At 38.2% G+C, this 23,750-nt stretch carries 32 protein-coding genes and 2 pseudogenes; 23 read left to right on the plus strand and 11 right to left on the minus strand.

Going from position 1 to position 23,750, the window contains the following annotated elements:
• The first annotated feature begins 194 nt into the window (after window positions 1–194).
• From OWR28_RS07435 to OWR28_RS07450, 4 genes are read left to right on the plus strand one after another with little or no spacing between them, the layout of a single operon-like run.
• Window positions 195–902 (plus strand): CoA pyrophosphatase, encoded by a 708-nt coding sequence (locus tag OWR28_RS07435; protein ID WP_332386092.1) that lies wholly within the window; start codon window positions 195–197, stop codon window positions 900–902.
• The gene (locus tag OWR28_RS07440) at window positions 851–1,657 is read left to right on the plus strand and encodes a lysophospholipid acyltransferase family protein (RefSeq protein WP_002984229.1); all 807 of its coding nucleotides are present in this window, start codon (window positions 851–853) and stop codon (window positions 1,655–1,657) included. Before OWR28_RS07435 ends, OWR28_RS07440 begins: the two co-directional genes overlap by 52 nt.
• 14 nt (window positions 1,658–1,671) lie before the next feature.
• Complete coding sequence (locus OWR28_RS07445; RefSeq protein ID WP_332386093.1) at window positions 1,672–2,109, plus strand: hypothetical protein; 438 nt, start codon at window positions 1,672–1,674, stop codon at window positions 2,107–2,109.
• A gap of 6 nt (window positions 2,110–2,115) precedes the next feature.
• A complete protein-coding gene (locus OWR28_RS07450; protein WP_332386094.1) occupies window positions 2,116–3,453 on the plus strand; it encodes a Mur ligase family protein in 1,338 nt (445 codons plus the stop codon).
• Between the two features lie 296 nt (window positions 3,454–3,749).
• Here OWR28_RS07450 and OWR28_RS07455 read toward each other — a convergent pair whose 3' ends face one another.
• Window positions 3,750–4,301, minus strand: coding sequence for a hypothetical protein (locus OWR28_RS07455; RefSeq protein ID WP_332386095.1), 552 nt, complete (start codon window positions 4,299–4,301; stop codon window positions 3,750–3,752).
• Window positions 4,302–4,600: 299 nt separating this feature from the next.
• Here OWR28_RS07455 and OWR28_RS07460 point away from each other — a divergent pair, with 299 nt between their 5' ends.
• On the plus strand, window positions 4,601–5,446 hold the full coding sequence (locus OWR28_RS07460) for a lectin-like protein (protein WP_332386096.1): 846 nt from the start codon (window positions 4,601–4,603) through the stop codon (window positions 5,444–5,446).
• Between the two features lie 155 nt (window positions 5,447–5,601).
• On the opposite strand, the gene OWR28_RS07465 is transcribed toward OWR28_RS07460, so the two are convergent.
• The 3 genes from OWR28_RS07465 to OWR28_RS07475 form a co-directional block, all read right to left on the minus strand.
• Entirely contained in the window at window positions 5,602–6,396 is a 795-nt protein-coding gene (locus OWR28_RS07465) for a nitronate monooxygenase (protein WP_332386348.1), read from the minus strand.
• Entirely contained in the window at window positions 6,348–6,659 is a 312-nt protein-coding gene (locus tag OWR28_RS07470; protein WP_332386097.1) for a nitronate monooxygenase, read from the minus strand. The genes OWR28_RS07465 and OWR28_RS07470 overlap by 49 nt, the downstream gene beginning before the upstream one ends.
• Window positions 6,660–6,831: 172 nt before the next feature.
• Complete coding sequence (locus OWR28_RS07475; protein ID WP_332386098.1) at window positions 6,832–7,707, minus strand: aldo/keto reductase; 876 nt, start codon at window positions 7,705–7,707, stop codon at window positions 6,832–6,834.
• Window positions 7,708–8,032: 325 nt separating this feature from the next.
• Here OWR28_RS07475 and OWR28_RS07480 point away from each other — a divergent pair, with 325 nt between their 5' ends.
• Both OWR28_RS07480 and OWR28_RS07485 read left to right on the plus strand, forming a co-directional pair.
• Entirely contained in the window at window positions 8,033–8,467 is a 435-nt protein-coding gene (locus OWR28_RS07480; protein WP_332386099.1) for a GNAT family N-acetyltransferase, read from the plus strand.
• Complete coding sequence (locus OWR28_RS07485; protein ID WP_332386100.1) at window positions 8,468–8,935, plus strand: GNAT family N-acetyltransferase; 468 nt, start codon at window positions 8,468–8,470, stop codon at window positions 8,933–8,935. It begins immediately after the preceding gene.
• On the opposite strand, the gene OWR28_RS07490 is transcribed toward OWR28_RS07485, so the two are convergent.
• Both OWR28_RS07490 and OWR28_RS07495 read right to left on the minus strand, forming a co-directional pair.
• The gene (locus OWR28_RS07490) at window positions 8,909–9,808 is read right to left on the minus strand and encodes a LysR family transcriptional regulator (protein WP_332386101.1); all 900 of its coding nucleotides are present in this window, start codon (window positions 9,806–9,808) and stop codon (window positions 8,909–8,911) included. The genes OWR28_RS07485 and OWR28_RS07490 overlap by 27 nt on opposite strands.
• A gap of 40 nt (window positions 9,809–9,848) precedes the next feature.
• Complete coding sequence (locus OWR28_RS07495; RefSeq protein WP_332386102.1) at window positions 9,849–10,595, minus strand: metallophosphoesterase; 747 nt, start codon at window positions 10,593–10,595, stop codon at window positions 9,849–9,851.
• A gap of 367 nt (window positions 10,596–10,962) precedes the next feature.
• Between OWR28_RS07495 and OWR28_RS07500 the strand changes: the two genes are divergently transcribed.
• From OWR28_RS07500 to OWR28_RS07530, 7 genes are all read left to right on the plus strand, one after another.
• Window positions 10,963–11,580, plus strand: coding sequence for an NAD(P)H-dependent oxidoreductase (locus tag OWR28_RS07500; RefSeq protein ID WP_332386103.1), 618 nt, complete (start codon window positions 10,963–10,965; stop codon window positions 11,578–11,580).
• On the plus strand, window positions 11,577–12,461 hold the full coding sequence (locus OWR28_RS07505; protein ID WP_332386104.1) for an NAD-dependent epimerase/dehydratase family protein: 885 nt from the start codon (window positions 11,577–11,579) through the stop codon (window positions 12,459–12,461). The genes OWR28_RS07500 and OWR28_RS07505 overlap by 4 nt, the downstream gene beginning before the upstream one ends.
• 2 nt (window positions 12,462–12,463) lie before the next feature.
• On the plus strand, window positions 12,464–12,751 hold the full coding sequence (locus tag OWR28_RS07510; RefSeq protein ID WP_332386105.1) for a putative quinol monooxygenase: 288 nt from the start codon (window positions 12,464–12,466) through the stop codon (window positions 12,749–12,751).
• A 2-nt stretch (window positions 12,752–12,753) separates the two neighbouring features.
• Entirely contained in the window at window positions 12,754–13,509 is a 756-nt protein-coding gene (locus OWR28_RS07515) for a type 1 glutamine amidotransferase domain-containing protein (protein WP_332386106.1), read from the plus strand.
• A 212-nt stretch (window positions 13,510–13,721) separates the two neighbouring features.
• Complete coding sequence (locus OWR28_RS07520) at window positions 13,722–14,705, plus strand: aldo/keto reductase (RefSeq protein ID WP_332386107.1); 984 nt, start codon at window positions 13,722–13,724, stop codon at window positions 14,703–14,705.
• Window positions 14,706–14,881: 176 nt separating this feature from the next.
• A complete protein-coding gene (locus OWR28_RS07525) occupies window positions 14,882–15,352 on the plus strand; it encodes a hypothetical protein (protein WP_332386108.1) in 471 nt (156 codons plus the stop codon).
• Window positions 15,353–15,392: 40 nt separating this feature from the next.
• Window positions 15,393–15,848, plus strand: a complete 456-nt coding sequence (locus OWR28_RS07530; RefSeq protein ID WP_332386349.1) for a cyclase family protein — start codon at window positions 15,393–15,395, stop codon at window positions 15,846–15,848.
• 486 nt (window positions 15,849–16,334) lie between these two features.
• Here OWR28_RS07530 and OWR28_RS07535 read toward each other — a convergent pair whose 3' ends face one another.
• The 4 genes from OWR28_RS07535 to OWR28_RS07550 all read right to left on the minus strand — a co-directional run bounded on the left by OWR28_RS07535 (window position 16,335) and on the right by OWR28_RS07550 (window position 17,852).
• Window positions 16,335–16,778 carry a carboxymuconolactone decarboxylase family protein gene (locus OWR28_RS07535; RefSeq protein WP_332386109.1) on the minus strand — a complete coding sequence of 148 codons (444 nt, stop codon included), beginning with the start codon at window positions 16,776–16,778 and terminating at the stop codon, window positions 16,335–16,337.
• Between the two features lie 8 nt (window positions 16,779–16,786).
• Window positions 16,787–16,987 (minus strand): hypothetical protein, encoded by a 201-nt coding sequence (locus tag OWR28_RS07540; RefSeq protein ID WP_332386110.1) that lies wholly within the window; start codon window positions 16,985–16,987, stop codon window positions 16,787–16,789.
• Window positions 16,968–17,216, minus strand: a complete 249-nt coding sequence (locus OWR28_RS07545; protein ID WP_332386111.1) for a hypothetical protein — start codon at window positions 17,214–17,216, stop codon at window positions 16,968–16,970. The genes OWR28_RS07540 and OWR28_RS07545 overlap by 20 nt, the downstream gene beginning before the upstream one ends.
• A gap of 63 nt (window positions 17,217–17,279) precedes the next feature.
• Window positions 17,280–17,852 (minus strand): Crp/Fnr family transcriptional regulator, encoded by a 573-nt coding sequence (locus tag OWR28_RS07550; protein WP_332386112.1) that lies wholly within the window; start codon window positions 17,850–17,852, stop codon window positions 17,280–17,282.
• 63 nt (window positions 17,853–17,915) lie between these two features.
• Here OWR28_RS07550 and OWR28_RS07555 point away from each other — a divergent pair.
• The 6 genes and pseudogenes from OWR28_RS07555 to OWR28_RS07580 all read left to right on the plus strand — a co-directional run bounded on the left by OWR28_RS07555 (window position 17,916) and on the right by OWR28_RS07580 (window position 21,721).
• A pseudogene (locus OWR28_RS07555) lies at window positions 17,916–18,280 on the plus strand (DUF1304 domain-containing protein).
• Window positions 18,281–18,796: 516 nt separating this feature from the next.
• A complete protein-coding gene (locus tag OWR28_RS07560) occupies window positions 18,797–19,354 on the plus strand; it encodes an ATP-binding cassette domain-containing protein (protein WP_332386113.1) in 558 nt (185 codons plus the stop codon).
• Window positions 19,260–20,039, plus strand: a complete 780-nt coding sequence (locus tag OWR28_RS07565) for a CBS domain-containing protein (RefSeq protein ID WP_332386350.1) — start codon at window positions 19,260–19,262, stop codon at window positions 20,037–20,039. The genes OWR28_RS07560 and OWR28_RS07565 overlap by 95 nt, the downstream gene beginning before the upstream one ends.
• A 1-nt stretch (window position 20,040) precedes the next feature.
• Window positions 20,041–20,193, plus strand: a complete 153-nt coding sequence (locus OWR28_RS07570; RefSeq protein ID WP_332386114.1) for a hypothetical protein — start codon at window positions 20,041–20,043, stop codon at window positions 20,191–20,193.
• A 20-nt stretch (window positions 20,194–20,213) separates the two neighbouring features.
• A complete protein-coding gene (locus OWR28_RS07575) occupies window positions 20,214–20,783 on the plus strand; it encodes an ABC transporter permease subunit (protein ID WP_332386115.1) in 570 nt (189 codons plus the stop codon).
• A gap of 216 nt (window positions 20,784–20,999) precedes the next feature.
• Window positions 21,000–21,721 (plus strand): annotated as a pseudogene (locus OWR28_RS07580) (glycine betaine ABC transporter substrate-binding protein).
• A 63-nt stretch (window positions 21,722–21,784) separates the two neighbouring features.
• On the opposite strand, the gene OWR28_RS07585 reads toward OWR28_RS07580, so the two are convergent.
• Window positions 21,785–22,171 (minus strand): winged helix-turn-helix transcriptional regulator, encoded by a 387-nt coding sequence (locus tag OWR28_RS07585; RefSeq protein ID WP_332386351.1) that lies wholly within the window; start codon window positions 22,169–22,171, stop codon window positions 21,785–21,787.
• 91 nt (window positions 22,172–22,262) lie between these two features.
• Between OWR28_RS07585 and OWR28_RS07590 the strand changes: the two genes are divergently transcribed.
• Genes OWR28_RS07590 through OWR28_RS07600 form a run of 3 tightly spaced genes read left to right on the plus strand, consistent with a single transcriptional unit; the run spans window position 22,263 to window position 23,722 of the window.
• A complete protein-coding gene (locus OWR28_RS07590) occupies window positions 22,263–22,841 on the plus strand; it encodes an NADP-dependent oxidoreductase (protein ID WP_332386116.1) in 579 nt (192 codons plus the stop codon).
• A 31-nt stretch (window positions 22,842–22,872) separates the two neighbouring features.
• Window positions 22,873–23,259, plus strand: coding sequence for a hypothetical protein (locus tag OWR28_RS07595; protein ID WP_332386352.1), 387 nt, complete (start codon window positions 22,873–22,875; stop codon window positions 23,257–23,259).
• Complete coding sequence (locus OWR28_RS07600) at window positions 23,249–23,722, plus strand: cupin domain-containing protein (protein ID WP_332386117.1); 474 nt, start codon at window positions 23,249–23,251, stop codon at window positions 23,720–23,722. The genes OWR28_RS07595 and OWR28_RS07600 overlap by 11 nt, the downstream gene beginning before the upstream one ends.
• The last annotated feature ends 28 nt before the right edge of the window (window positions 23,723–23,750 follow it).

Raw genomic sequence — 23,750 nt, forward strand, 5'->3', positions numbered from 1 at the left:
AATACCAGTAAAATTGAAAATCCAGTAATAATAACTATTGCTGCATAGCTAATTTGCTTCATTTGTCAATTGTTGTGACCCATAACAATTCACTATTCACTTGCGAAGCAAAATTCACTATTGATAAACTTTTCCTATTGGTTAATTAATGTTAAGGCCCTTATTTCTTCAAGATATATTGCTAAATTTGAGCTATGGAAAATTTTGGAAAAGATTTATTGAGAAAAATAAAAAGTGTGGAACTTCCCGGTGAGCACGCCCATGGAGTCTTCTCACCTCCCTACCGTCCCGTTTTTACTTATGATGAAGTATTGGCAAAGAATCCCAAATTTGCAGCAGTCAATATTGTTTTATATCTGAAAGACAACGAGTGGTATTTTCCATTGATTCAAAGGACTATTAACGAGCACGACAGACACAGCGGACAGATATCGTTGCCCGGAGGAAAGCGTGAGGAAATGGACAGAGACTTTGCAGAAACGGCGGTTCGGGAAACCTCTGAGGAAATAGGGATAGATAAACATTATGTAAGAATCATCAGAGAAATGTCCCCTATTTATATTCCGCCAAGCAATTTTTACGTGTATCCTTATATTTCCTATACTAAAAAAAATCCTGCCTTCGTTCTTCAGCAGACGGAAGCAGTGGAAACGATAGAATTTCCGATCACATCCTTTCTCAATCTTTCAGACACGCCTGAAATTATGGCTCTGCCGAGTGCAGGCGGACATGAGGTTCCGGTCATTAATTTCAACGGATACATTATCTGGGGCGCTACAGCAATGATATTAAGTGAATTCAGCCAGTTACTGAAAAAATGTAACTTTGCACTACCGTGTTTAATTGAGAAATGGCGAAGAAAAATATTTTCACCGATGCATTCGGAACACCTTATTTTTTGAAAAGGTTTATTATTTTTATTTTAGGTATTGTATCCTACAGAAGGTTCAATGGCTTTAATAAACTGAAGATTACCGGCACAGAACATCTTGTGGATCTTCCGGATTCCAATGTATTGTTTGTGTCTAACCACCAGACCTATTTTGCAGACGTAGCAGCGATGTATCATGCTTTCTGTGCTGTAAACAACGGATATTTAAACACGATAAAAAACCCGATCTATCTGCTAAATCCAAAGATCGATTTTTACTATGTTGCAGCCGAAGAAACCATGAATAAAGGTATTCTTCCCAAGATTTTTAAAATTGCAGGGGCTGTAACGGTAAAAAGAACCTGGAGATCCGAAGGAAAAAATGTCAACAGAATGGTAGACATGAGTGAGGTAGACAATATTATGAAAGCATTGGACAATGGCTGGGTAGCTACTTTCCCTCAGGGTACTACATCAGCTTTTGCACAGGGACGAAGAGGAACGGCCAAATTGGTAAAAAACCAGCGTCCTATTGTGATTCCAATCAAAATAAACGGATTCAGAAGAGCTTTTGACAAGAAAGGACTCCGCGTGAAGGTAACCGGTGTGAAACCTACGATGGAATTCAAAGCTCCTTTGGATATCGATTATGATAACGAAAAAGCACCGGAAATCCTGTTGAAAATCATGACTGCTATTGAGCAGACAGAAGATTTCAATCTTTTACACAATTATGATGAAGAACTTAAAGCTAAAAAATTAGAACAAAAGGATTCAAATAATTAAGTAAATTAAAAATTATGAACAAAATACTTGGAATATTATTCGCAATCATAGTATTAGTTTCATGCAACAGCCAGAAGGTATATTCGGATTTTGACATCAGCTATTCGAAAAGCGGAGGCTATGCTCCTGTTTATGAAAACCTGCTTATAAAAGGGAATAATGCACACTATTCTTTTGAAGGCCAGGGAAAAAAATACAAACAGGATTTTAAAATTTCTGATGAAGATTTAAAGAAACTGGACCAGGTTCTTTCTCAGAATAATTTCAGGAGGATACAGGAAGACCGTAAAAAATTGTATGACAATATTTCGACTTCCATCAATGTTAAGAAAGGTCCCAATGAAGGCAGTAAAACGGATGCCAGCATGATTATTCCGAATTACCAGACCAACTGGAACAATATTCTTGAAGCTTTCCAGCAGATCATTAATATTAATGTTAAAAAACAGTAAAGACAATTGAAAACCCACTTCATTGCCATTGGCGGAAGCGCCATGCATAATCTTGCCATCGCATTAAAAGACAAAGGATATCAGGTAACTGGTTCTGATGATGCTATTTTTGAACCTTCAAAATCCCGACTTGAAAAGAAGGGAATAATGCCCCAGGAAATGGGCTGGTTCCCGGAAAAGATCACTCCGGATATTGATGCTGTCATTCTCGGGATGCATGCACATCAGGATAATCCTGAGCTGGCAAGAGCAAAAGAACTGGGCCTGAAAATATATTCTTACCCGGAATTCCTTTACGAACAGTCTAAAAATAAAACCAGAGTCGTCATTGCGGGATCACATGGTAAAACAACCATTACCTCAATGATTCTTCATGTGCTGAATTTTCATCATAAAGATGTGGATTTTATGGTGGGTGCCCAGCTTGAAGGTTTTGACTGTATGGTAAAACTGACCCAGGATAATGACTTCATGGTGCTGGAAGGTGACGAATATCTTTCCTCTCCTATTGACCTGCGCTCAAAATTTTTACTGTATCAACCGAATATTGCTTTAATGAGCGGTATTGCATGGGATCACATCAATGTATTCAAAACTTTTGATGATTATATTGAGCAGTTCAGAAAGTTTGTGGCAAGCATTACTGCAGGTGGAGTTCTTGTATACAATGAAGAAGACCCGGAAGTAGTGAAAGTAGTGGAAAATGCTGAAAATTATTTCAGAAAGATCCCTTACAAAACTCCTGAATATGAAATCAGTAACGGTAAAGTATATTTAAAAACTGAAATGGGAGATGTTCCGCTTTCTGTTTTTGGAGCACATAACCTGTTAAACCTTGAAGGAGCAAGACATATCTGCCAGCAGCTTGGCATCATGGATGAAGATTTCTATGAGGCGATCATGAGCTTCAAAGGCGCTTCCAAACGCCTTGAAAAAGTGGAAAGAGAAGATAAAGGAATCCTTTACAAAGATTTTGCCCATGCACCAAGTAAGGTAAAGGCTGCCGTAAAAGCATTCGTAGAACAGTTTAAAAATGATAAGAAGCATGGGTTTCTTGAACTTCACACCTATTCAAGCTTAAATCCTGCTTTCCTTGAGCAGTATGACCACGCTATGGATGGTCTGGACGAGGCTGTAGTTTTCTATTCTGAAGAAGCTTTGAAGATTAAAAGAATGGAGCCTATTTCTCCTGAGTTCATCAAGGAAAAGTTCAGGAATGACAATGTAAAGGTTTTCACCAATGCTGAAGATCTTCATGCATACTGGAACACATTAGATAAAACGGATGGCGTTTATTTAATGATGAGTTCCGGAAATTTCGGAGGACTGAATCTAACGAAATAAGATCGTAATCTCCAGTTTTACAAAACAAAATCCTTTCCTGTATGCAGGAAAGGATTTATTGTAAGTCTTTACTATTTTCAGGTTCGCTATAAGGAGGGGACTATTATCTAATATAAAAAACAATGACAACATCTATTTAGTCATTCTCAATAAGTGAACAGCTCCTTCATACTCACACCCACTCGACATCCTAATAATCACCTATTTATTTCAAAAAACATAATAAATTAAAAACAGCTTTACAGATTTTCAAAAACACAGCAGTAAGCAGATGAGTTCCGGCCTTATCTCAACCCCTAATGAATAACATCCGGCGGTGGCATATTTTTTAGGATTTCTATATACTCTTTAAGTTCTGATATCCTGTCTCTGTATTCCTGAATTCTTTCTTCTTTATCCTTTGTCAGCATCTCAATTTGAACATTCAGCAACTGTATTTGTCTAATATACAGTAATTTTTGTTCATTTAAATGTTCATTCAAAGCGTGAACCAGCAAAGGATCGGTCTGCGTTTTTCCATATACAGCCTCTTTTTCTGCAACGGTTTCCGGAGGAGCGATTGTCTTTTCAAAAGGTAGCCTGATATTGGAATGATTCGCCTCACTGATTCCCTGTGAAAAGTGGGTATTCCCGGTTTCAAGCATTTTTCCGCTTCCGGTAATAAGCCACAATGGATTTATATCAGGACAATTGTCTATTATTTTAATAAGAATACTTTCGCCCAGATCTGCTTTTCTTTTTAACTGTTTCCCCAGATATCCGTTAGACAATCCAATAGACCTTTCAAAAGAAATAGCTTTAATCCCCTTATAATCGATATATTCATAAATCCTTTCGATAGCTTTCATAATAAAAATAGAAAAAAGTATATTTTTTATTTTGTAAATAGAAAAAAGGCTATATATTTGCTAAAATGCTATAAAGCAAAGATATGAAAAACAAAACAGTAGCCAAGCAGTCCCGGAAGCTACGTGAGGAAAAACAGGCTGCAACACACGCTGAGAAAAGTAATTGAAGCTCCTTACAGACAGCGCCGATATCAGGAAACTGAGCATAATCCCATATCCCACAATGGGTTGAAAATTAAAAAGAACTGCGGACTTTTAAAACTGCAGACCATAAAAAACACAATTATGTTAAAAAAAATTTGAAAAATCTTTTTCCAAAGGAAAATATCCTGTCCGGTATAATTCCAGACCTGACTATTCTCTTTATCGCTTTCTTTTTCCCTACCCTATGGATGCAGGGGCAAACGGGTAAAGTGGGGATCAATACATTAACCCCTACAAAAACCCTTGACATCAACGGTGAACTGAGGGTAAGAACCCTGAACTCCGGTAGCGACTCAGACGATATACTCTCGGCAGATTCAGAGGGAAATATCCGTAAGATTCCAAAAAGCGATCTGGGCAATCCTCCATCAGGCTTCAGCAATACAATTCTGGGCTATGAACCAAAGCCCGTCGCTGCAAGACCACAACCTCCTGTACCCCTGCCTGGCGGAGGCACCGCGACAGAACTCGGATGCAAAAAATGGTCAGGAAATCATCATACCTACTGTGCCTATCAGCTTTCACAAGCGATCAACTGGTTTAATGCCTTCATCTTCGGAAAGCTTATGGGAGGCTATCTGGTCACCATGCCCAGTGATGCGGAAAGAGCCTGGGTTAACACTAATATTGTAGCTACAGGTACAGGTTACAACCTGCAAAACAATATATGGATTGGCTTTAATAAAATCCAGAGACCAGGAAATCCGGACAGACTCCAGTGGATTACCGGGGAAGAATTTATCATCAACTGGGCGACCAATCCTGCCACCACGGAAAACTGGTTTAATCCGGGAGAACCCAATAACTATCAGGGAGCCGAAGGTTCAGTTCATATATATTCAGGATATTATCCAGATAGAAAATGGAATGATCTGAATGGAATATCTACAACCCTTGGAGGAGTAGTTATGAACCAGCTTATTATAGAATTCAATGAATAGCGTTCCGGTGCATATATATCTCTGAAATATATTATAAATAAGAGAGGGTTTTCCTATGACATCAACGGAGAACTGAAGGTAAGAACCCTGCTCCCCGGTACCGACTTATTGATGTACTAAAATATAAAATTATCATCAAATTTATGCCTACAGATTCATCTTTCACACTCTTTGATCAGTTTCTTCAGAATGTCTTCTGTAGAACGTTCACTATACTGATGAATAGACTGTCCAACCCAGATCCCCACAAACTCCGGATTTTGCAGAGATTTTGCAGCTTTGCGTAAGGCATTGGTCAGTTTATTCTGATATGGATACGGTAAAATATATTCTGAGTTTTCAACGGTTTCTATAAATTTATTTTTTACCCCTCTGGCATATCTTCCGGAGAAGCTCTTCGTTAAGACAATTTCTTCTTCTCTTACTTTTTTCAATCTTTCTTTTTCAAATGGCAGTAAAGCACTTTCCTGAGAAGCCAATAAAAGATTACCTACCTGAAAACCCTGTGCTCCCAAATCTTTAACAGCCTGCAATGTTCTTGAGCCATAAATTCCTCCTGCATAAATCAAAGGAACATTTACCTGATCATATATCTGTGACAATAAAGATAAACCTCCGATCTGCGGAATATTTTCTGCTTCGAAACTTCCTCTGTGACCTCCGGCTTCTATTCCCTGAACACAAATAATATCAATACCGGATTTTTCAAGAATTAAAGCTTCATTTACGGAAGTACACGTACCGATAAGGGCAACATCGTTTTCTTTTAATTTCTGAATACTCTGGTTATCCAGATTTCCAAATGTAAAACTCAGAATCTTACATCCTTCCCGAATAACAGCATCCACCTGTTCATGATAACTGTTAATACCGATCGCATCAAAGTCCGGAAGACTTACTTCTATATTATTTTCTCTGGCCAGCTGTCCGATAAACTGCCTGGCTTTAATAAATTCCTTTTTAGATCATCTGTCACATCCGGAATATGATGGACAAAAATATTGACAGCAAAAGGCTTATCGGTCAGTTTTTTCATTTCCCAGATTAATTCCAAAGACTGATCTGCAGAAAGATCAGCCAATGCCAATGACCCCAGACAGCCTGCCTTAGCCGCTGCTGCCGCCATTTGTATCGTGCTGACTCCAAACATCGGAGCCTGAACTACTGGATATTTTATCCCCAGTTTTTTACTGATTGTATCCGGCCAAAACATAAAAATTATTTTAATTAAAAGGTACAAAAAATAGGAACAGCTCATTTTCAACAGGATATGATATTCCTCACCCTGAATAAAAATACAATTCCCACAGATCGCACAGAAAACACAGATTGTAATCTGTGAAACAGTGAAAGCTGCGGGAATACTCTTACCTTCTGTTTTTTAATTAAATATCTGCTACGGAATTCAACATTTTCTGTTCCCATGCCGGGTCTTTAGGATCGAAGAACAGTCTTTTTCCTGTATCTAAAGAACGGACAACATTCATCTCATCTTCTGTGAGCTCAAAATCAAATACATTAAAATTTTCCTCAATTCTGGACGGAGTCACAGATTTTGGAATCACCACAAATCCTTCCTGCAGATGCCATCTCAGAATGACCTGTGCGACGGTTTTACCATATTTTTCTGCAATTGCTTTCAGATCAGGATTGCTTAAAAGATTCGCATTACCATTCCCAAGCGGGCTCCATGGCTGTGTTATAATATTATTTTCCCTGTCATATACCTGCAGTTCTTTTTGCTGAAATACAGGGTGCAGTTCAATCTGGTTGATTACCGGTAAAACTGTTGAATTTGCTTTCAATTCTTCCAATTTCTCAACTGTAAAATTACATACTCCGATAGCTTTGATTTTCCCCTCCTGATAGAGTTCTTCCAAAGCTTTCCATGTTCCCAGGAAATCTCCATAAGGCCAATGGATCAGATACATATCAAGATAATCCATCTGCAGTCTGTCCAATGTTCTCTGAAAAGCTCTTTTAGCCTTTTCATATCCGTGATCCTGAACCCATACTTTGGAGGTGATAAACAGTTCATCCCTGTGGACACCACTATTTTTTACGGCTGCTCCTACTGCAGTTTCATTCTGGTAAATAGCAGCAGTATCAATCATTCTGTATCCTGTCTGGATAGCTTTGATGACTGCATTTTCGCATTCTTTCAGATCATCCATCTGCCATACTCCAAAGCCTAAAGCCGGAATATCCACTCCATTATTTAAAGTTACCACAGGCTGTCCTGGATAGGTTTTCTTTTGCATAAGTCTTTATTTTAATGATTAATATAAAGTGATAAACAAATTTGCAATAAAAAATTGAAAATCCTGCCTACCATTTTTACTGTTTCAGTTAAAAAATTCTTATTCAAAAGGTTTAAGATGATGTATAAACTACCCCGTCTTTTTGCTTCACAAAAATTCACCCCTTCAGAGAAGGGGAATCTCTGTAGTCGATAAAACCTACTATGTCCACTTCTAACTTCTAACTTCTAACTTCTAACTTCCATCTTCCATCTTCCAGCCCCAAAGTTCACCTTCTCCTAGCATCTCACCTCTATTTTCCCTATTTTTGCTTAAAATTTAAATCATGTCACAACACATCAGACTGGCTCATGCAGAAGATTATCCAAGAATCATGGAAATTTGGGAATCTGCCGTAAAAGCAACCCACGATTTTCTTTCGGAAGAAGATTTCAGCTATTTTAAAGAAGTGATTCCAAGAGACTACCTTCCTAACCTTGATGTTTATTTAATTACCGAAAATAATGAAGCTAAAGGTTTTGCATCCGTGGCAGAAGGCAACCTGGAAATGCTTTTTATTCATCATGATACCCGTGGAAAAGGCTACGGAAAAACACTTTATCAGTTTATGAAAGAGAAAACCGGATTAACTAAAGTGGATGTGAATGAGCAGAATCCTCAGGCCATCGGGTTTTACGAAAAGATGGGTTTCAAAAAAATCGGAAGATCTGAAAAGGATGGTTCTGGAAAAGATTATCCGCTTATTCATATGAGTCTGTAAATGGAAGATTTTATTTTTCATCAATTAAGTTCCGATTCGGAAATACCTTATCCACTTTTATTATTGGCTGATGAAACCAAAGAAGCCATTGATCAGTATATTTTCAAATCTGACATCTATCTTTTGCATGACGGCATAGAAGATATTGCTGTAATGGCATTATGCAAAATCAGTGAGACCGAACTGGAAATAAAAAATGTTGCTGTGATTGAAAGCTACAGAAGCAAAGGAACCGGAAGTATTCTGATGGATAAAGCAAAAGAAATTGCCAAAGAAAATCATTATAAAACACTGACTGTCGGAACATCGGATACCGGCTTCCAACAGATCAGGTTTTATGAGAAAAACGGCTTCATAAAAACCGGAATCCGGAAAAATTTCTTTATTGAACATTATCCGTCACCCATTTTTGAAAACGGTTTACAGATGCGGGATATGGTTTTACTTACTCATTACCTGACGGAATAAGCCTTTAATATGCTCTATCTCGGCCTGATAATTCGTTTTCTTGCGACATCCGAAATATAGTGTGTTTTCCAGCTTTTTCTTTCCTTCCCAGATCATTTTCACGTCACCGCTTTCAATGTCGTTTTTACATAGGAAATCAGGGACAACAGCCAATCCTGTTCCTCCTTTCAGACATCGGATAATTGAATTCAGGTTAGGAACGATATAATTAGGCCGGAAATTCGGTTTATGCCCAAAATTTAAGGTCCAGAACTGGAAAAGATGTTCCATATCTCCGGTAGTCCCGTACCATTTTTCGTTCTTCAGCCATTCCTCTATCTGTTCAGCATCTTTTGTTTTTAAAACTTTATTGAAAGCGGCAGTATCTACATCCTTCCCTCCAACCAGAATGATCTGCTCAGAAGAAAATGCTTCATGTTCTATATTGGGTGAAGAGCCTTTTTTAGGAGTAATGATAAGGTCCAGAATTCCTTTATCCAGCTGATCCAGCATTTCGGGATATTCACCAAAACTGATAATCAGGTTAAAAGGCAGTGATGAAACATATTGTTCAAGCGTAGTCTGAAAAGTCTCGAAACACATTCCCACACTGATTGTAGGCGTAAGCTTTTCTGTGGATTTCTGAAAATTTTTCTCTACATCTTCCAGTTTGGTAAGAGGTTCGGCAACCGCATTGAACAGCACCTTCCCTCGCTCTGTTGGAATCATTTTTCTACCGGTTCTGTCAAACAGTTTATATCCTACATAAGCTTCCAAAGAGCTTAAATGCAAGCTAACTCCCGGCTGTGATATGAATAAAGCATCTGCTGCACCTGTCAACGTCCCGGTTTTGTAGATCGCCTTAAAAGTGCGGTACCATTCTAAATTAACCATGACTTAATTATTAATATTCTGATGCAAATTTACAAAATAATTATAATATTGATGCATGCTTATTCTCCAGAAAGGAAGCATAATAATCAGGAATCCCGCTTTCCTGTATCTGACGGACCGTTTCATCAACCGGATAAGGTAACTGTACAATTTCAGGGGTAATCTTTTCTTCGTCCAAAGTCAATACCAGATAAGAAGCCAGTCTGTTTTCTTCTTTGGAGCGGCCTACAGAGCCGCAGTTGACAGCCCATGTTTGGTCATCAAACAGCTTTTTAAATGATAAATGAGTATGTCCCATCACAACCAGATCAGCATCCGCACTTTCCAGCATCGTTCTGAAAACCTGATCATTTTCTGATTCGTACAGGTAAGTATCGTTACTCTCAAGGCTCGAGTGAACCAGCTGAATATTCCAGTGCCTTTTTCCTGTCTTATAATTCAGTTTTAAATGAAAAGGAAGTTCAGCGAGAAATTTTTTATTCTGTATTGTAATATGTTTTTTAGAATGTTCTATCGCAATGAAGCGGGCATTTGTCTCTTCTTCTGAGTGTTTGGACAAAGGGACAACAGGAATATCAAAAGCAATTCTTTCATCATGATTTCCCATCAGACAAGGAATGTTCAAACTTCTTATTTTTTCAATCACTTCATTTCCCCAGGGTGCAAAATCTACCAGATCTCCTAAGCAGAATTTCTGCCTGATTCCTCTCTGTTCAATATCCTTCAACACTACTTCCAATGCAGGAAGATTTCCATGCACATCGCTAAAAACAGCTATCTGTATCATTGTCCTTCAATTTGTTACAAATTTACATGACGAAAAGAAATTTCAGTCCGGATATAGTATGACATTTAACCATGAAAAGGAAATGGTTAATGGTAAATTTTTGCCTCGCAAAGTGAATAGTGAATGATGAACTGCAGGTTAGAAAACTTCCACATAGCATCAATTGCTCGGGATCCGGAATCTCGTAACCTTAAAAATTCACAAATGAAGCGGATTGGCCATTCACTCCCAACTTTAAACTTTAAACCTAAAACCTTGAATATTAAATAGTATAATTTAAATAATACTTTCCTATAATTTATATTATTTTTATTATACAAACATCCATCCTAACTTTGCAGAGTAAAATTTAAACAATCATAAAAAAATGAAAAAAGTATTAATCATCAACGGAGGACAGAATTTCGGACATTCCGGAGGAAAATATAATCAGACTATCGCAGAAAATACATTGGCAGTTCTTAAAGAATTTGACAACGTAGAGGTAAAGATCACCAATGTAAGCGAAAATTATGACAAACACGAAGAAGTTCAAAAGTTTGTATGGGCAGATTATATTATTTACCACACTCCGATCTGGTGGTTCCAGCTTCCGAACGGATTGAAAAAATATATCGATGAAGTATTCACCGCAGGTCATGCAAAAGGAATTTACATGAGTGACGGAAGAAAGGCTGAGAACCCTGAAATCAATTATGGTACAGGAGGAATGCTTGGCGGCAGAAAATACATGCTTACTACAAGCTGGAATGCTCCTGCAACCGCTTTCACGCTGCCCGGAGAGTTCTTTAATGAAAAAAGCGTGGATGAAGGACCATTATTTGGATTCCACAGAATGAATGCTTTTGTTTCTATGGAAAAAATGGAAAGCTTCCACTTCCACGATGTGGAGAAAAACGCCAATATAGAGCGCGATATGAAGCTTTACAGAGAACATGTAAGAAATGTTTTTGAAAAAGAATTAACATCTGAACTGGTATCATGAAAAAAATACTGATCACAGGGATTACCGGCTATATTGGCGGTAGTATTGCCCAAAAGCTCCTTGAGAGGAATTATGAAGTGACAGGCCTGGTTCGTAATGAAGCTCACCTACAGGAACTGGAATCATCGGGAATCCGAACAATTATTGGTAACATCCACAATGAAGACCTTATCAAAGCAGCCGTTGCCGATGTTGATGCGGTCATTCACAATGCTGATTCTGCTGATGATGCTTATGCTGTGGACAACTTTATCAAAGCTCTGGAAGGAAGCCATAAAACCTTTATTTTTACTTCAGGTTCTGCCATTTTTGGAGGTAAAGAAGATGGTAAAAGAAGTGATTTTGTGTATACGGAAGATTTTCCTTTGACTCCAAGACTGGAAATGGCTTCAAGAGTACTGATCAATAATTATGTACTTCAATCTGTTAAAAAAAGTATAAGAAGTATCGTTATTGTTCCTACGATGGTGTATGGAGAAGGTCTGGGAATAAAAAAGGACAGCATCCAGATTCCCGCCCTGATTAATTTTTCCCGGAAAAAGGGGCACGGTGTTTATTTCGGTGAAGGTGAAAATGTCTGGTCCAATTTACACATTGAAGATCTGGCAGACCTGTATGTGCTGGCTTTGGAAAAAGCAAAAGAAGGCTCTATGTATTATGCAGAAAATGGTTCATCTTCTTTGAAAAACATTGCAGAAATCATCAGTAAAAAATATCACCTGGAACCCGCCATATCTTTAAGCGTACAGGATGCTGTTGACAATTTCGGGCCTGCAGGCGGCTATTTCGGTTTTGCATCCAGCAGCATATGCAGTGCAGATAAAGCCAGAACAGAACTGGGCTGGAAACCCATCTATACTTCAATTGAAAATTATATTTAATTATGAAAATTCATTTAACAGCCATTATAAAAGCCAAAGAAGAACATCAGCCAGAAGTATTGGAAGTTCTTCAGAATATGGTAAAAGAAACAAGAAAAGAAGAAGCATGTGAGCTTTACAGCTTACATCAGGGAATTGAAGACAAAAATGAGTTTGTTTTCTACGAAATCTGGAAAAACAAAGAAGGACTGGATCAGCACAACCAGCAGCCTTATATCCAGGCTTTCGGAGCTTTGGTGGATGAAAAGCTTCAGGAAAAACCACAGATTTATACCACCTATATCATATAATTATGAAAAGATTAGCGTTTTTAATGCTTGCAGTCTTTACCATAGGCTTCGTACAGGCACAAACCAAAAAATCAAAGAATGTGAAAAAGAAAATTTTATTCGTCGTAACCAGCCATGATAAAAAAGGCAATACCGGAGAAGATACAGGATATTATCTGGGAGAAGTTTCTCACCCGTGGGAAGTTCTTCACAAGGCAGGATATGAAATCGACTTTGTAAGCCCTAAAGGCGGAACTCCTCCGGTAGATGGTTTCGATTTGAAAGATCCTGTAAACAAAGAATTCTGGGAAAACACAGAATACAAAAACAAGATTGATCATTCTATGACGCCATCACAGGTAAATCCGAAAGAATATTCAACCATTTTTTATGCAGGAGGACATGGAGCGATGTGGGATTTTGCAGATAACCAAGAACTGGCAAACATCGCTTCCAAAATCTATGAAAACGGAGGTATTGTAGCCGGCGTATGCCATGGTCCTGCAGGTTTGGTAAATATCAAGCTCAATAATGGAAAATATCTTGTAGACGGAAAGAAAATCAATGCTTTCACCAATGAAGAGGAATCTGAAGTAAAATTAACAGATGTTGTTCCTTTCTTACTGGAAGATAAGCTGAAAGAAAGAGGAGCAAAATTTGAAAAATCAGGACTCTGGCAGAATCATGTGGTAACAGATCAGAGAGTGATTACAGGACAAAATCCACAATCTGCAAAGAGCGTGGGAGAAGCAATTTTAAAGGAATTAAATAACAAATAATTTTAACCACAAAAGTCACCAAAGTTTCAGACACTTAATAAAAAGAAGTTTCTAATCAGAATACAGAGAAGAAGAACATTTAAGGTCTTTTTAAATCGAAAATTTCTTAAAAGTGTCACCATTGAGACGGCGAGAATTCCCCTCCTCCGGAGGGGTGGCAAAAATTCAAAGAATTTTTGACGGGGTGGTTTACACATAACAATTAAAACAAAATGGAATACAGAAAATTAGGAAACACAGATCTAGAATTATCAGCAATCACACACGGAGCTTTTGCCATTGGTGGAAACATGTGGGGCGGTAATGAAAAGCAGGATTCTATCAACTCTATTCATGCATCATTAGATCATGGTGTAACGTCTATAGATACCGCACCATTCTATGGTTTCGGGCTGAGCGAAGAAATGATCGGTGAAGCTATCAAAGGAAAGGACCGTTCAAAAATCCAGCTTTTAACAAAATTCGGATTGGTATGGGACGGAAGCAATAATGGCAAAGGAGAATTTTTCTTTGATGCTGAAGACGAAGGAAAAACGCTTCCGGTTTATAAACTGGCTTCAAAAGAGAACATCATCAAGGAAGTGGAAGAAAGTTTAAAAAGATTAGGGACAGATTATATCGACCTGTTACAGCTTCACTGGCCGGACAGCACTACGCCAATCTGTGAAACTATGGAAGCTATGGAACTATTGATCCAACAGGGAAAAATCCGTGCTGCAGGGGTAAGCAACTACAGTGTGGCTCAAATGGAAGAAGCTAACAGGACTTTAAAACTTGCCAGCAACCAGGTTTCTTACAGTATGCTGAACCGTGCCATTGAAAACGATCTTGTTCCTTATTCTTTGGAAAACAATTCGGGAATTATCGTGTACAGTCCGATGGAAAGAGGTCTTTTAACCGGTAAATATTTCAAAGAAACCCAATTGAAAGATAACGACCACAGAAACGGATATTTCTCTCAGTTTGATTTGAATAAGGTAAAAACTTTCCTAGAAAAAATCGAACCTATTGCTCAGGAAAAAGGAGCCAGCCTTTCTCAACTGGTACTAAGATGGACAACTTTACAGCCGGCAATTACCGTAGTATTGGCAGGAGCAAGAAATGCTCAGCAAGCCATCGAAAATGCAAAAGCAATGTCTATTAACCTTTCCCAGGAAGAATTGAACTTCATCAATTCAGCACTGAGCGAGCTATAATATAAAGCCGGAAGAAGGAGGCTGGAAGATGGAAATTCTATTAGTATACTGATAATCAGGCGGCCTCTATTGCCCTATTCTGCATGGAACAAAGAGATTGCATTGATTATCCGGCAACAATAACTTCCCTCTCCCAGCTTCCGGCTTCCTTTCTTTTAACCTCAATCCTTATAAAAATGAAAAATAATCTGATCAAAGTGTTCGGGTTAGTGACACTATTGGCTATCAACAGCATTAGCTTAAAGGCTCAAACATTAGTTAATCCGGAAGATCAATCATGGTATCCTTCTGCCTATGGTTCAAAAGATGAGATCGGAGCAGCCAATCTTTTAACTCCTGAAGTTGTAAAACAGGCATTAGGACTGGTGAAACAAGGTAAAACGTTAGCACTTGCTGTTCCCATTGATAAAAACCTTCCTGCTTTCAGACACAGAAGTTTTAATTTATATAATATCCAGCCCGGAGAACAGGGTGGAAAAAGTATTGGTCCGAATAAATTTACCTTCAATGATGAATTGGTCAACGGATGGACCGGAGTGGGAACACAGCTGAATGGAATCGGGCACATCGGAATTGATAATAGATACTACAACGGAAATAAAGCAACAGACTTTGTAACGGTAGAAGGGGTAAAAGCTGGGTGTTGAAAAAGTACCACCTTTTGTAACCCGTGGTGTAGTGCTTGATATGACTGCTCATTATGGAAAATCAATGGTGCCGGGAGGAACAGAATTTACGGTAGAAGACATTAAATCTGTTTTAAAGAAGCAGGGGCTTACTCTGAGAAAAGGAGATATCATACTTTTCAATACCGGATGGCTTGAATTGATTGGTAAAAACAACCAGCAATTCCTTGAAACAGAGCCTGGAATCGGAATGGATGCCGCAAAATGGCTTGCCGATCAGGGAATCGTAGCTTTTGGCGGGGACACCTGGGCTTCTGAAGTATATCCAAATCCAAAAAGTAAAGAAGAATTTCCCATCAATCAGTTTATGCTGGCCAAAAAAGGAATTTATAACCTGGAACTGATCGACAGCCGCCCATTGGTGAAGCAAAAAATCTGGGAATTTTTATTTGTATTGGGACAGCCTTTATATGTAGGCTCTACCCAGGTGAATGTAAATCCTGTGGCGATTTATTAATTTAAATACTTACAGAATGAGATTGTTTAAACTTTTATATTCATTATTTTAACCACAAGAGGAACAAAAGTTTTAAACACTTAAGTATTTTCAGAACTAAGCCTTATACGTAATAAGTACACCTAAGTTTTGTGAAAATCTTTGATTTTCATCTTGTGTGAACTTGTCTGCGGTATCATTTTAAACTTACTTAAGTGAACGCAAGTGTTTTAAATTGAACCCTTTTGTGACTTTGGGATTGGTAAAGTTTAACCGGCTTTTATATCTGGGAAATAAAGTGACAATGTAATTCCGTTAAAAAAATAAAATTAACCTTAGAATTTATTTTAGAATTAATACCCAAACGGTGCTACATTGTCACTTTGAATCTTATATATTAAAACACGGCCTTTCAAATTGAAAGGCCGTGTTTTAAATAAAGTAAACATCCGTAAATGATACCGTCTTCATCAACTTCCATCTTCCATCCCCCGCTCCCGGATTTCACTATTTTGCAATCGGAAGATGAGTACTTACTGCAATTCTGTTCCAGGCATTGATGGTTATGATCGCCATGATGATCTGAGCGATCTGGTTATCATCAAAGAATTTTTTCGCCTTTTGGAAGGTTTCTTCTGTTAATCCGTTTTGGCTGATCAGTGTAATTTCCTCTGTCATTGCCAAAAGTACCTGCTCTTCTTCTGTAAAGAATTCTTTTGCTTCCGTCCATCCGTTCAGAATAAAAATTCTCTGAGGGGTTTCACCGTATTTGATGGCATCTTTGGTGTGCATATCAAGGCAGAAAGCACATTTATTGATCTGTGAAGCTCTGATTTTAATTAATTCTTTCTGAATGGGTGTCAAGGAAATAGTTTGTAAATATCCTTCCAATCCCATCATCGCTTTGTAAGCTGCTGAATCTACTGTTGCAATATTTAATCTTGCGCTCATAATATGTATTATTTTTTGGTTAATTGATCTATACTTAAAGAATAATGTTGCTGAACCGCCAGTAAAAGAGCGGAGGCACTTCCTACCCATACCGAGTAATTGAGTGGGGCTTTTGATCCTGATGCAACGGTCATGGTTACCGCAAAAATCAGCAGCAGAATACTGCTTCCATACGCTGCAATTCTGGTTTTAAATCCAAGAATCAGCATCAGAGGGAAAAATTTCTAAAAAAGTAGCGGCATACGCTGAGAATGTACTCAGAGATTCCGGAAGGAAATAGGTAAGCTGTCTTGTATATTCTTTGAAACTTTCCATATTTCCCCATGATGAATTTTCTTTGCTCCACCAGCCGAACCGGTCTGCAACAGCAGAAAGCATCGTCACGGCAAGAGCCAGTCTTAAAAATAGCTGCGGAAATTGATCTTTTGTATCTGTCATTGCATTGGCTTTTAATTACATGACAAATTTCCGGCTTATGATCCGTAAAAAACTTAAACTGGTTTAAGATCGTAATTTTGCTTTAATTTCACTTAAATATTCCGGTGTAAATCCTAGAAATGAAGCAACAAGATATTGGGGAATCCTTTGAATAAACCATGGGTACATCGTGCTGAAATGGATGTACAGCTCTTCTCTTGAAAATTCAGACAAGTAGCGGAGTTTTCTTTCTGAAGCAGCATAAGCCCTTTGATAAATAATCCGGAAATAACGCTCCATTACAGGATGTTTTGCAAACAATAATTCCAGACTTTTAAAATCAATCACCAAAATAGTAGAATGCTCCACCGCCTGAATATTAAAATCCGTCTGCAGCTGCCTTTCATAGGCAAAAGTATCTGTAATCCACCAGTTTTCTATGGCGAACTGAGTAGTATTCTCCACTCCTTTTTCATTGATAAAAAACTTCCTCAGACAGCCTTTTATCACAAAAAACATATTCCGGCATATCTCCCCTTCAAGCATCAGATTCTGCTTCTTCCTTACCTCCATCACCCTGAAAAATGATACAATAGAAGGATATTCCTCATCGGTTACGGTAATGAATTTATTTAAATGTGCTTTGAACGGGTTCATTGTAAGAATTAATGCTCAAACTTAACTTTATTTTTAGTTTTACAATGAGAAAAATATTGAATCATGGAAATCGTTGCTAAAATTCTGATCGCTGTCGTTGCACTGGAACACCTTTATATTCTCTGGATGGAAATGTTTGCCTGGGAAACCAAAGGGAAAGAAGTGTTTAAAGCAGCCCTGCCTCCGGAAATGTTTAAGCCTACCAAGGGACTTGCTGCCAATCAGGGGCTTTACAACGGCTTTCTGTCTGCCGGACTGATCTGGTCATTTTTAATTAAAGATTCTCAGTGGCAGACAAATGTAGCTTTATTCTTCTTAGGATGTGTTGCCATAGCCGGAATCTATGGAGCTGTTTCTGCTACTAAAAAATATTTTTCGTTCAGGCATTACCCGCTATCCTTGCAATTATTGCCGTTTTACTGAAATAATTTTATAAACTATTCCTAAACCTTTCAAATCAATTCTCTTAACATTAATGATAAGAGAAAATTCGTCATAAAAACACTTCTTTAAAAACTTTTGAAAATCAACAGCTTATGCAACACGAAATCGATTTAATATAAATTTCGTAAATTTGCACCGTCATAAAAATTGATATACAGTTTTTTGATGCTGGCAGGCATTTTGATTAAATGTAGCCATTCAAGTTGTTCAGTACACATATCTGTAATTACCTCATCAGTAATTTAATTGTAGAATCTATGTAAAAGATTAATTTCTTTTGCATAATACACTCTTTTCTAGAGTATAATCTATTGAAATATTTAAAATAAACATAAGGCCTTCAGGTCTTTATGCTGTTATTTTTTTGTTTGAAGCTTTTATCACTAAAGGCCCGGCAAGTTATTTTATTCTATCGTCATCAGCAGAACAACTAAAGCTAAATGTATATATAAACCGGTGTACAGTTTTTATATCAAATTATTAATTGAAAAATTCTGAATATGGAAAAAAATGAAAACACTCGAAAAGTAAAACTTAAGGTTGAAGACCTGACCATCATCTTTGGCAAAAACAAAGAAAAAGCACAGGAACTTTTAGACAAAGGTTTTTCCAAAAAAATTCTTGAAAAAACAGGCTGTACCATAGGAATCAACAAGGCCAGTTTTGAAATCTATGAAGAATTCTTTGTGATCATGGGGCTTTCCGGAAGCGGAAAATCTACTTTGCTGCGCTGCCTAAACAGATTAAATGAACCCACTTCAGGAAAAGTATATATCAATGACGATGATATTACTGGTAAAAACAACAAGGAGCTTTTAGAAGTAAGAAGAACGGAAATGAGCATGGTATTCCAGAAATTCGGATTGCTTCCACATCACACCGTTTTAGACAATGCGGGATTCGGGCTGGAAATCAGAGGAGAACGCAAGGCTTCCCGGGATAAAAAAGCGCAAAGCACTGGATATCGTAGGATTAACCGGTTTCGAAAACCAATATCCTTCGCAACTTTCAGGAGGAATGCAGCAGAGAGTAGGATTGGCAAGAGCTTTGGCCAATGATCCCGAAGTATTGCTGATGGACGAAGCTTTCTCAGCTCTGGACCCACTGATAAAGTCTGAAATGCAGGATCAGATGCTTGAACTGCAGAATACCTTACAGAAAACCATCGTCTTTATTACCCATGACCTGGACGAAGCCATTAAAATCGGAGACCGTATCGTCATCATGAAAGATGGTGTCATAGAACAGATAGGAACAGCCGAAGAAATTTTAACCAATCCTGCAAGCGACTATGTAAAAGCGTTTGTGGAAAAAGTAGATCGTAAAACCATTATTACCGCCAGATCTTTAATGTTTGATAAAGCCACAGTGGTAAGATTCAGAAAAGATGGTCCCGAGGGTGCTTTAAGAAAAATGAGAGCTACAGGTCTGGAAAACTTACCTGTGGTCGATTTTCAAAATAAATTCCTGGGATTTGTTACCCTTAACGATGTGGTCAGAATTGCCAAAAAGAAAGAACCTACGGTGGAATCCATTATCAACAGTAATGTTCCTTCGGTATATCCTGAAGTGACGGTAGAGGAAATGCTGCCGTTGATCTCCGAAAATAAATCGTCCATTGCCGTGATTGATGAAGACAATAAATTTTTAGGTCTTGTTACCCAGTTATCTCTTGTCATAGAAGCCACAAAGTTTAACGAAGAAGAAATTATTGAATTAAAAGAAATCGCAAACAACCAATAAGATGAATAAAACTATAGATATAGGTCAATATGTAGAAACTGCAATCAATTGGCTCACAGAAAACGGAAAACCTGTATTCGATGTTATCAAACACTTAGGAAATGCCTCTATTATGGGGATTGAATGGGTATTAACAAACACTCCTTTTATGTAATCATTCTCTTTTTTACCCTTTTGGCACTGTGGAAAGCCGGAAAAGCCATCGCTGTAGTAACCGCAGCCGGATTAAGCTTAATATTTTTAATGGGATTATGGACAGAAACCATGGAAACGCTGGCCCTTATTTTTGTTTCTACTATTACAGCCCTTGTACTTTCTATTCCTCTGGGAATTCTGGCTGCGAAAAGCAAAATAGCGGACAAAATCATCCGCCCTTTACTGGATCTGATGCAGACTATGCCGGCGTTTGTCTACCTGATTCCTGCGGTGCTGTTTTTCAGTATCGGTAAAGTACCCGGTGCTTTTGCCACCATTATTTTTGCCATGCCTCCTGCAGTACGGTTAACGTCATTAGGAATTGAAGCTGTTCCGAAAGATATTGTAGAAGCAGCCAGGGCTTTTGGAGCTACCGGCCGGCAGATTTTGTTCAAAGTAGAGCTTCCTTTAGCGATAAAAACAATTTTAACAGGGATTAATCAAACTATATTGTTATCCTTATCCATGGTTGTGATTGCAGGAATGATTGCTGCAGGCGGTTTGGGGAAAAAGTACTGGAAGGAATTAATAATCTGGATATCGGTTTAGGATTTGAAAGTGGATTATCCGTGGTGATTTTAGCCGTTATCCTCGACAGGATTACCCAGGGATTTGTAAAGAAAAAGCAATAAGATGAAACAATTAAAATATCTGTTTTTCCCCGTTTTAATGTTGGTATTTTCCACATTACATTCGTGCGAAAACATAAAAAACTCTAAGTATATTACCATCGGAATGGTAGATGGCTGGGCAGAAGATGTTGCGATGACGCACGTGGCTAAAGCCATTCTGGACGAGCAGGGATATCATGTTATTATTCAAAAAGCCTCTACGGATATGATTCTGGCTTCTATGAATAATGAAGATACGGATCTTTTCATGGGAGTATGGCTTCCTTACACCCACGCAAAAAAGCTGGCTAAATTTCCGGGATTAATACATCTTGGAACCAATTATGACAACGGCCGTATAGGTTTGGTCGTTCCGGAATATGTTCCTGTGAACTCCATTGAAGAACTCAATCAGCATAAAAATCAATTCAATCAAAGAATTATAGGAATTGAAAAAGGAGCCGGATTAACCACCGGAACAGACAAAGCAATCATAGAGTATAAACTGGATTATCAGCAGATCAACTCCTCTACCATTGCTATGATCACCGAATTACAGAATGCCATACAGCACAAACAATGGATTGTGGTAACGGGATGGCAGCCCCACTGGATGTTTGGTAAGATGAAGCTTAAGTTTCTGGATGATCCCAAAAAGATTTATGGTGAAGCGGAACAGATTAAGACTTATTCCAGGAAAAGCTTTTCAAAAGATCATCGGAGCTGGCCAGATTCTTTTCAAAGCTTCATTTTGATGATGAAAACATGTCTGATCTTTTAATGAAAATGGAACAGACTAAAAACAAAGAAGCCACTGCCAAAGCGTGGGTGAAAGATCACCCGGAACTGGTACGGTCGTGGTTAAACAAAAATTAATAATCAATTTGGTATTATTTAAAAATCCTCAACTCTATATGGGCCTGAGGATTTTTTGATCTATTATGCAGAAGAACTCATTGATTCTTTGATTTTTTCACGATGAAGGATTCCCCAATTCACCAACGTTTCGGTCACCGGAAATACAGATTTTCCATATTCTGTCACAGCATAGGTCACCGTAATCGGTTTTGTATCCTGAATGGTTCTGGTGATCAGAAGATTCATTTCCAGTTCTTTCAATTCTTTACTCAGCATTTTGGCCGAGATTCCTTCAATACTGCGTTCCAGCTTTTTAAAATGAATCATCTGATCCGGTCTGTTCGTAAGGTAACGCAGGATCATCAGTTTCCATTTTCCTCCTAAAACATCCAGACTGTCCCGCATCGCGAACAATTCTTCTGTACAGCTCGCTTCTCTTTCGATGCCGTTTTCAATAATTTTTGCCATAATAGTTTCGTGAAGGTAACTAGTTACCATTGGTTAACTGGTAGCAAATATAAACTATTCCCTCTTTACATTTGTATATCAAATTAATCATATGAAAGCAGTTATTTTAAATAAAAACGGAAAGCTGGAAGACGGATTCGCAGAACAGCCCCAGCCCCAAAGTAATGAAGTTTTGATTCAGATTAAAGCAAGCGGTTTCAATCCCATCGACCATCAGATGCTGGAAAATGAACTGGAGCGAAAACTGATCAGTTCCCCGATATTAGGAAGAGAATTATCCGGAATTGTTGTGGATAAAGGCTCCGAAGTTACAGCATTCAACATTGGTGATGAAGTGTACTGCGGCAGCGGTTCTATGGGAAGCAACGGCACGTATGCAGAATACATAAGCGTTCCTGAAGCCATTGTTTCTTTTAAGCCTGAGAATATTTCATTTGAGCAGGCGGCTGCTATTCCTTCTGCAGGGCTTACCTCTTTGCAGATCTTTAACCGTTTGAAATTAAATCCGGAAAATACTGTCCTTGTGACAGGCGCTGCCGGAGGGGTGGGTTCATTCCTGATTAAACTTTTATTAGCCTATAATATCCGGCAGATCACAGCAACCGCTGGCAGTGAAGAAAACAGGCAGATGCTTCTCAGTTTAGGATTAAAAAAGTCATCAGATCGTTAATTACAGAGAGGAAAATCTTATTGAAAATATTCTGAAAGCCAATAATGACCAGCCTTTCGAATATGGAATTGATCTCGTAGGAAACTATATGTCAGAAGTAACGGCTGAAGTTTTAACAATCAACGGTACCTATGTAGATGTTACTGCTTTGGTAACAAAAGATGCCCATGAAACATTGTTCAACAAAGGAACTTTGATCATGAATATCTCCAATTACACTTATGGTATGACTAAAAAATATGACTATTATAAAAACAGTTTACTGGAAATAAAAAAACTTATTGAAAACGGAACAATCCTTCCTCCTCAGCACAAAATTATAGGAAATCTTTCTCTGGAAACTGTTATGAAAGCTCACTCTATGTTAAAAAATAATCAGACCCAGGGTCATAAACTTATCATGAGAAATGATGAATAAAATACCAAGACGAATTGTTACAGGATTGAAAGACGGAAAGTCTGTTATTATAGAGGATCAGCAAGTAGAAAACGCTGTGGAACATTTTCCGGGGCTTATTATTTCTGATGTATGGAATACGCAAACAATGCCGGCAAGTCTGGATTTTGAAACCGGAATTCCCAATACAGGATTTCCGCAAACGCCTAAAAACGGTACTTATTTCAGATATGTAGTAGTTCCGCCGGATAAAAATTTAGGCATAGAATGGAAAAAGAACGAACCTCATCCGATGATGCACCAGACTCCTACACTGGATTACATCATCATCCTTTCCGGTGAGCTCTATCTCGTCATGGAAGATGGTGAAACGCTTCTGAAACCGGGAGACATCGTCATTCAGAGAGGAACTAATCATGCATGGAGCAACCGTTCTGATGAGCCGTGTGTTCAGCTGGCGGTTTTGATTGATGCAAAAATTTAATAGTAAAAAATTTCCCACAAATCCCACA

Origin of the sequence: Chryseobacterium sp. 1B4 (assembly GCF_036631475.1) — a bacterium.
GTDB lineage: Bacteria > Bacteroidota > Bacteroidia > Flavobacteriales > Weeksellaceae > Chryseobacterium.

Excerpts from the sequence above, each read along its gene's own strand:
- OWR28_RS07435 (WP_332386092.1), top strand. The coding sequence starts at position 195 with ATGGAAAATTTTGGAAAAGATTTATTGAGAAAAATAAAAAGTGTGGAA.
- OWR28_RS07440 (WP_002984229.1), top strand. The coding sequence starts at position 851 with ATGGCGAAGAAAAATATTTTCACCGATGCATTCGGAACACCTTATTTT.
- OWR28_RS07445 (WP_332386093.1), top strand. The coding sequence starts at position 1,672 with ATGAACAAAATACTTGGAATATTATTCGCAATCATAGTATTAGTTTCA.
- OWR28_RS07455 (WP_332386095.1), bottom strand. The coding sequence starts at position 4,301 with ATGAAAGCTATCGAAAGGATTTATGAATATATCGATTATAAGGGGATT.
- OWR28_RS07470 (WP_332386097.1), bottom strand. The coding sequence starts at position 6,659 with ATGTTTTGGCCGGATACAATCAGTAAAAAACTGGGGATAAAATATCCA.
- OWR28_RS07475 (WP_332386098.1), bottom strand. The coding sequence starts at position 7,707 with ATGCAAAAGAAAACCTATCCAGGACAGCCTGTGGTAACTTTAAATAAT.
- OWR28_RS07480 (WP_332386099.1), top strand. The coding sequence starts at position 8,033 with ATGTCACAACACATCAGACTGGCTCATGCAGAAGATTATCCAAGAATC.
- OWR28_RS07485 (WP_332386100.1), top strand. The coding sequence starts at position 8,468 with ATGGAAGATTTTATTTTTCATCAATTAAGTTCCGATTCGGAAATACCT.
- OWR28_RS07490 (WP_332386101.1), bottom strand. The coding sequence starts at position 9,808 with ATGGTTAATTTAGAATGGTACCGCACTTTTAAGGCGATCTACAAAACC.
- OWR28_RS07495 (WP_332386102.1), bottom strand. The coding sequence starts at position 10,595 with ATGATACAGATAGCTGTTTTTAGCGATGTGCATGGAAATCTTCCTGCA.
- OWR28_RS07500 (WP_332386103.1), top strand. The coding sequence starts at position 10,963 with ATGAAAAAAGTATTAATCATCAACGGAGGACAGAATTTCGGACATTCC.
- OWR28_RS07505 (WP_332386104.1), top strand. The coding sequence starts at position 11,577 with ATGAAAAAAATACTGATCACAGGGATTACCGGCTATATTGGCGGTAGT.
- OWR28_RS07510 (WP_332386105.1), top strand. The coding sequence starts at position 12,464 with ATGAAAATTCATTTAACAGCCATTATAAAAGCCAAAGAAGAACATCAG.
- OWR28_RS07515 (WP_332386106.1), top strand. The coding sequence starts at position 12,754 with ATGAAAAGATTAGCGTTTTTAATGCTTGCAGTCTTTACCATAGGCTTC.
- OWR28_RS07520 (WP_332386107.1), top strand. The coding sequence starts at position 13,722 with ATGGAATACAGAAAATTAGGAAACACAGATCTAGAATTATCAGCAATC.
- OWR28_RS07525 (WP_332386108.1), top strand. The coding sequence starts at position 14,882 with ATGAAAAATAATCTGATCAAAGTGTTCGGGTTAGTGACACTATTGGCT.
- OWR28_RS07530 (WP_332386349.1), top strand. The coding sequence starts at position 15,393 with ATGACTGCTCATTATGGAAAATCAATGGTGCCGGGAGGAACAGAATTT.
- OWR28_RS07535 (WP_332386109.1), bottom strand. The coding sequence starts at position 16,778 with ATGAGCGCAAGATTAAATATTGCAACAGTAGATTCAGCAGCTTACAAA.
- OWR28_RS07540 (WP_332386110.1), bottom strand. The coding sequence starts at position 16,987 with ATGCTGATTCTTGGATTTAAAACCAGAATTGCAGCGTATGGAAGCAGT.
- OWR28_RS07545 (WP_332386111.1), bottom strand. The coding sequence starts at position 17,216 with ATGACAGATACAAAAGATCAATTTCCGCAGCTATTTTTAAGACTGGCT.
- OWR28_RS07550 (WP_332386112.1), bottom strand. The coding sequence starts at position 17,852 with ATGAACCCGTTCAAAGCACATTTAAATAAATTCATTACCGTAACCGAT.
- OWR28_RS07560 (WP_332386113.1), top strand. The coding sequence starts at position 18,797 with ATGGAAAAAAATGAAAACACTCGAAAAGTAAAACTTAAGGTTGAAGAC.
- OWR28_RS07570 (WP_332386114.1), top strand. The coding sequence starts at position 20,041 with ATGAATAAAACTATAGATATAGGTCAATATGTAGAAACTGCAATCAAT.
- OWR28_RS07585 (WP_332386351.1), bottom strand. The coding sequence starts at position 22,171 with ATGGCAAAAATTATTGAAAACGGCATCGAAAGAGAAGCGAGCTGTACA.
- OWR28_RS07590 (WP_332386116.1), top strand. The coding sequence starts at position 22,263 with ATGAAAGCAGTTATTTTAAATAAAAACGGAAAGCTGGAAGACGGATTC.
- OWR28_RS07600 (WP_332386117.1), top strand. The coding sequence starts at position 23,249 with ATGATGAATAAAATACCAAGACGAATTGTTACAGGATTGAAAGACGGA.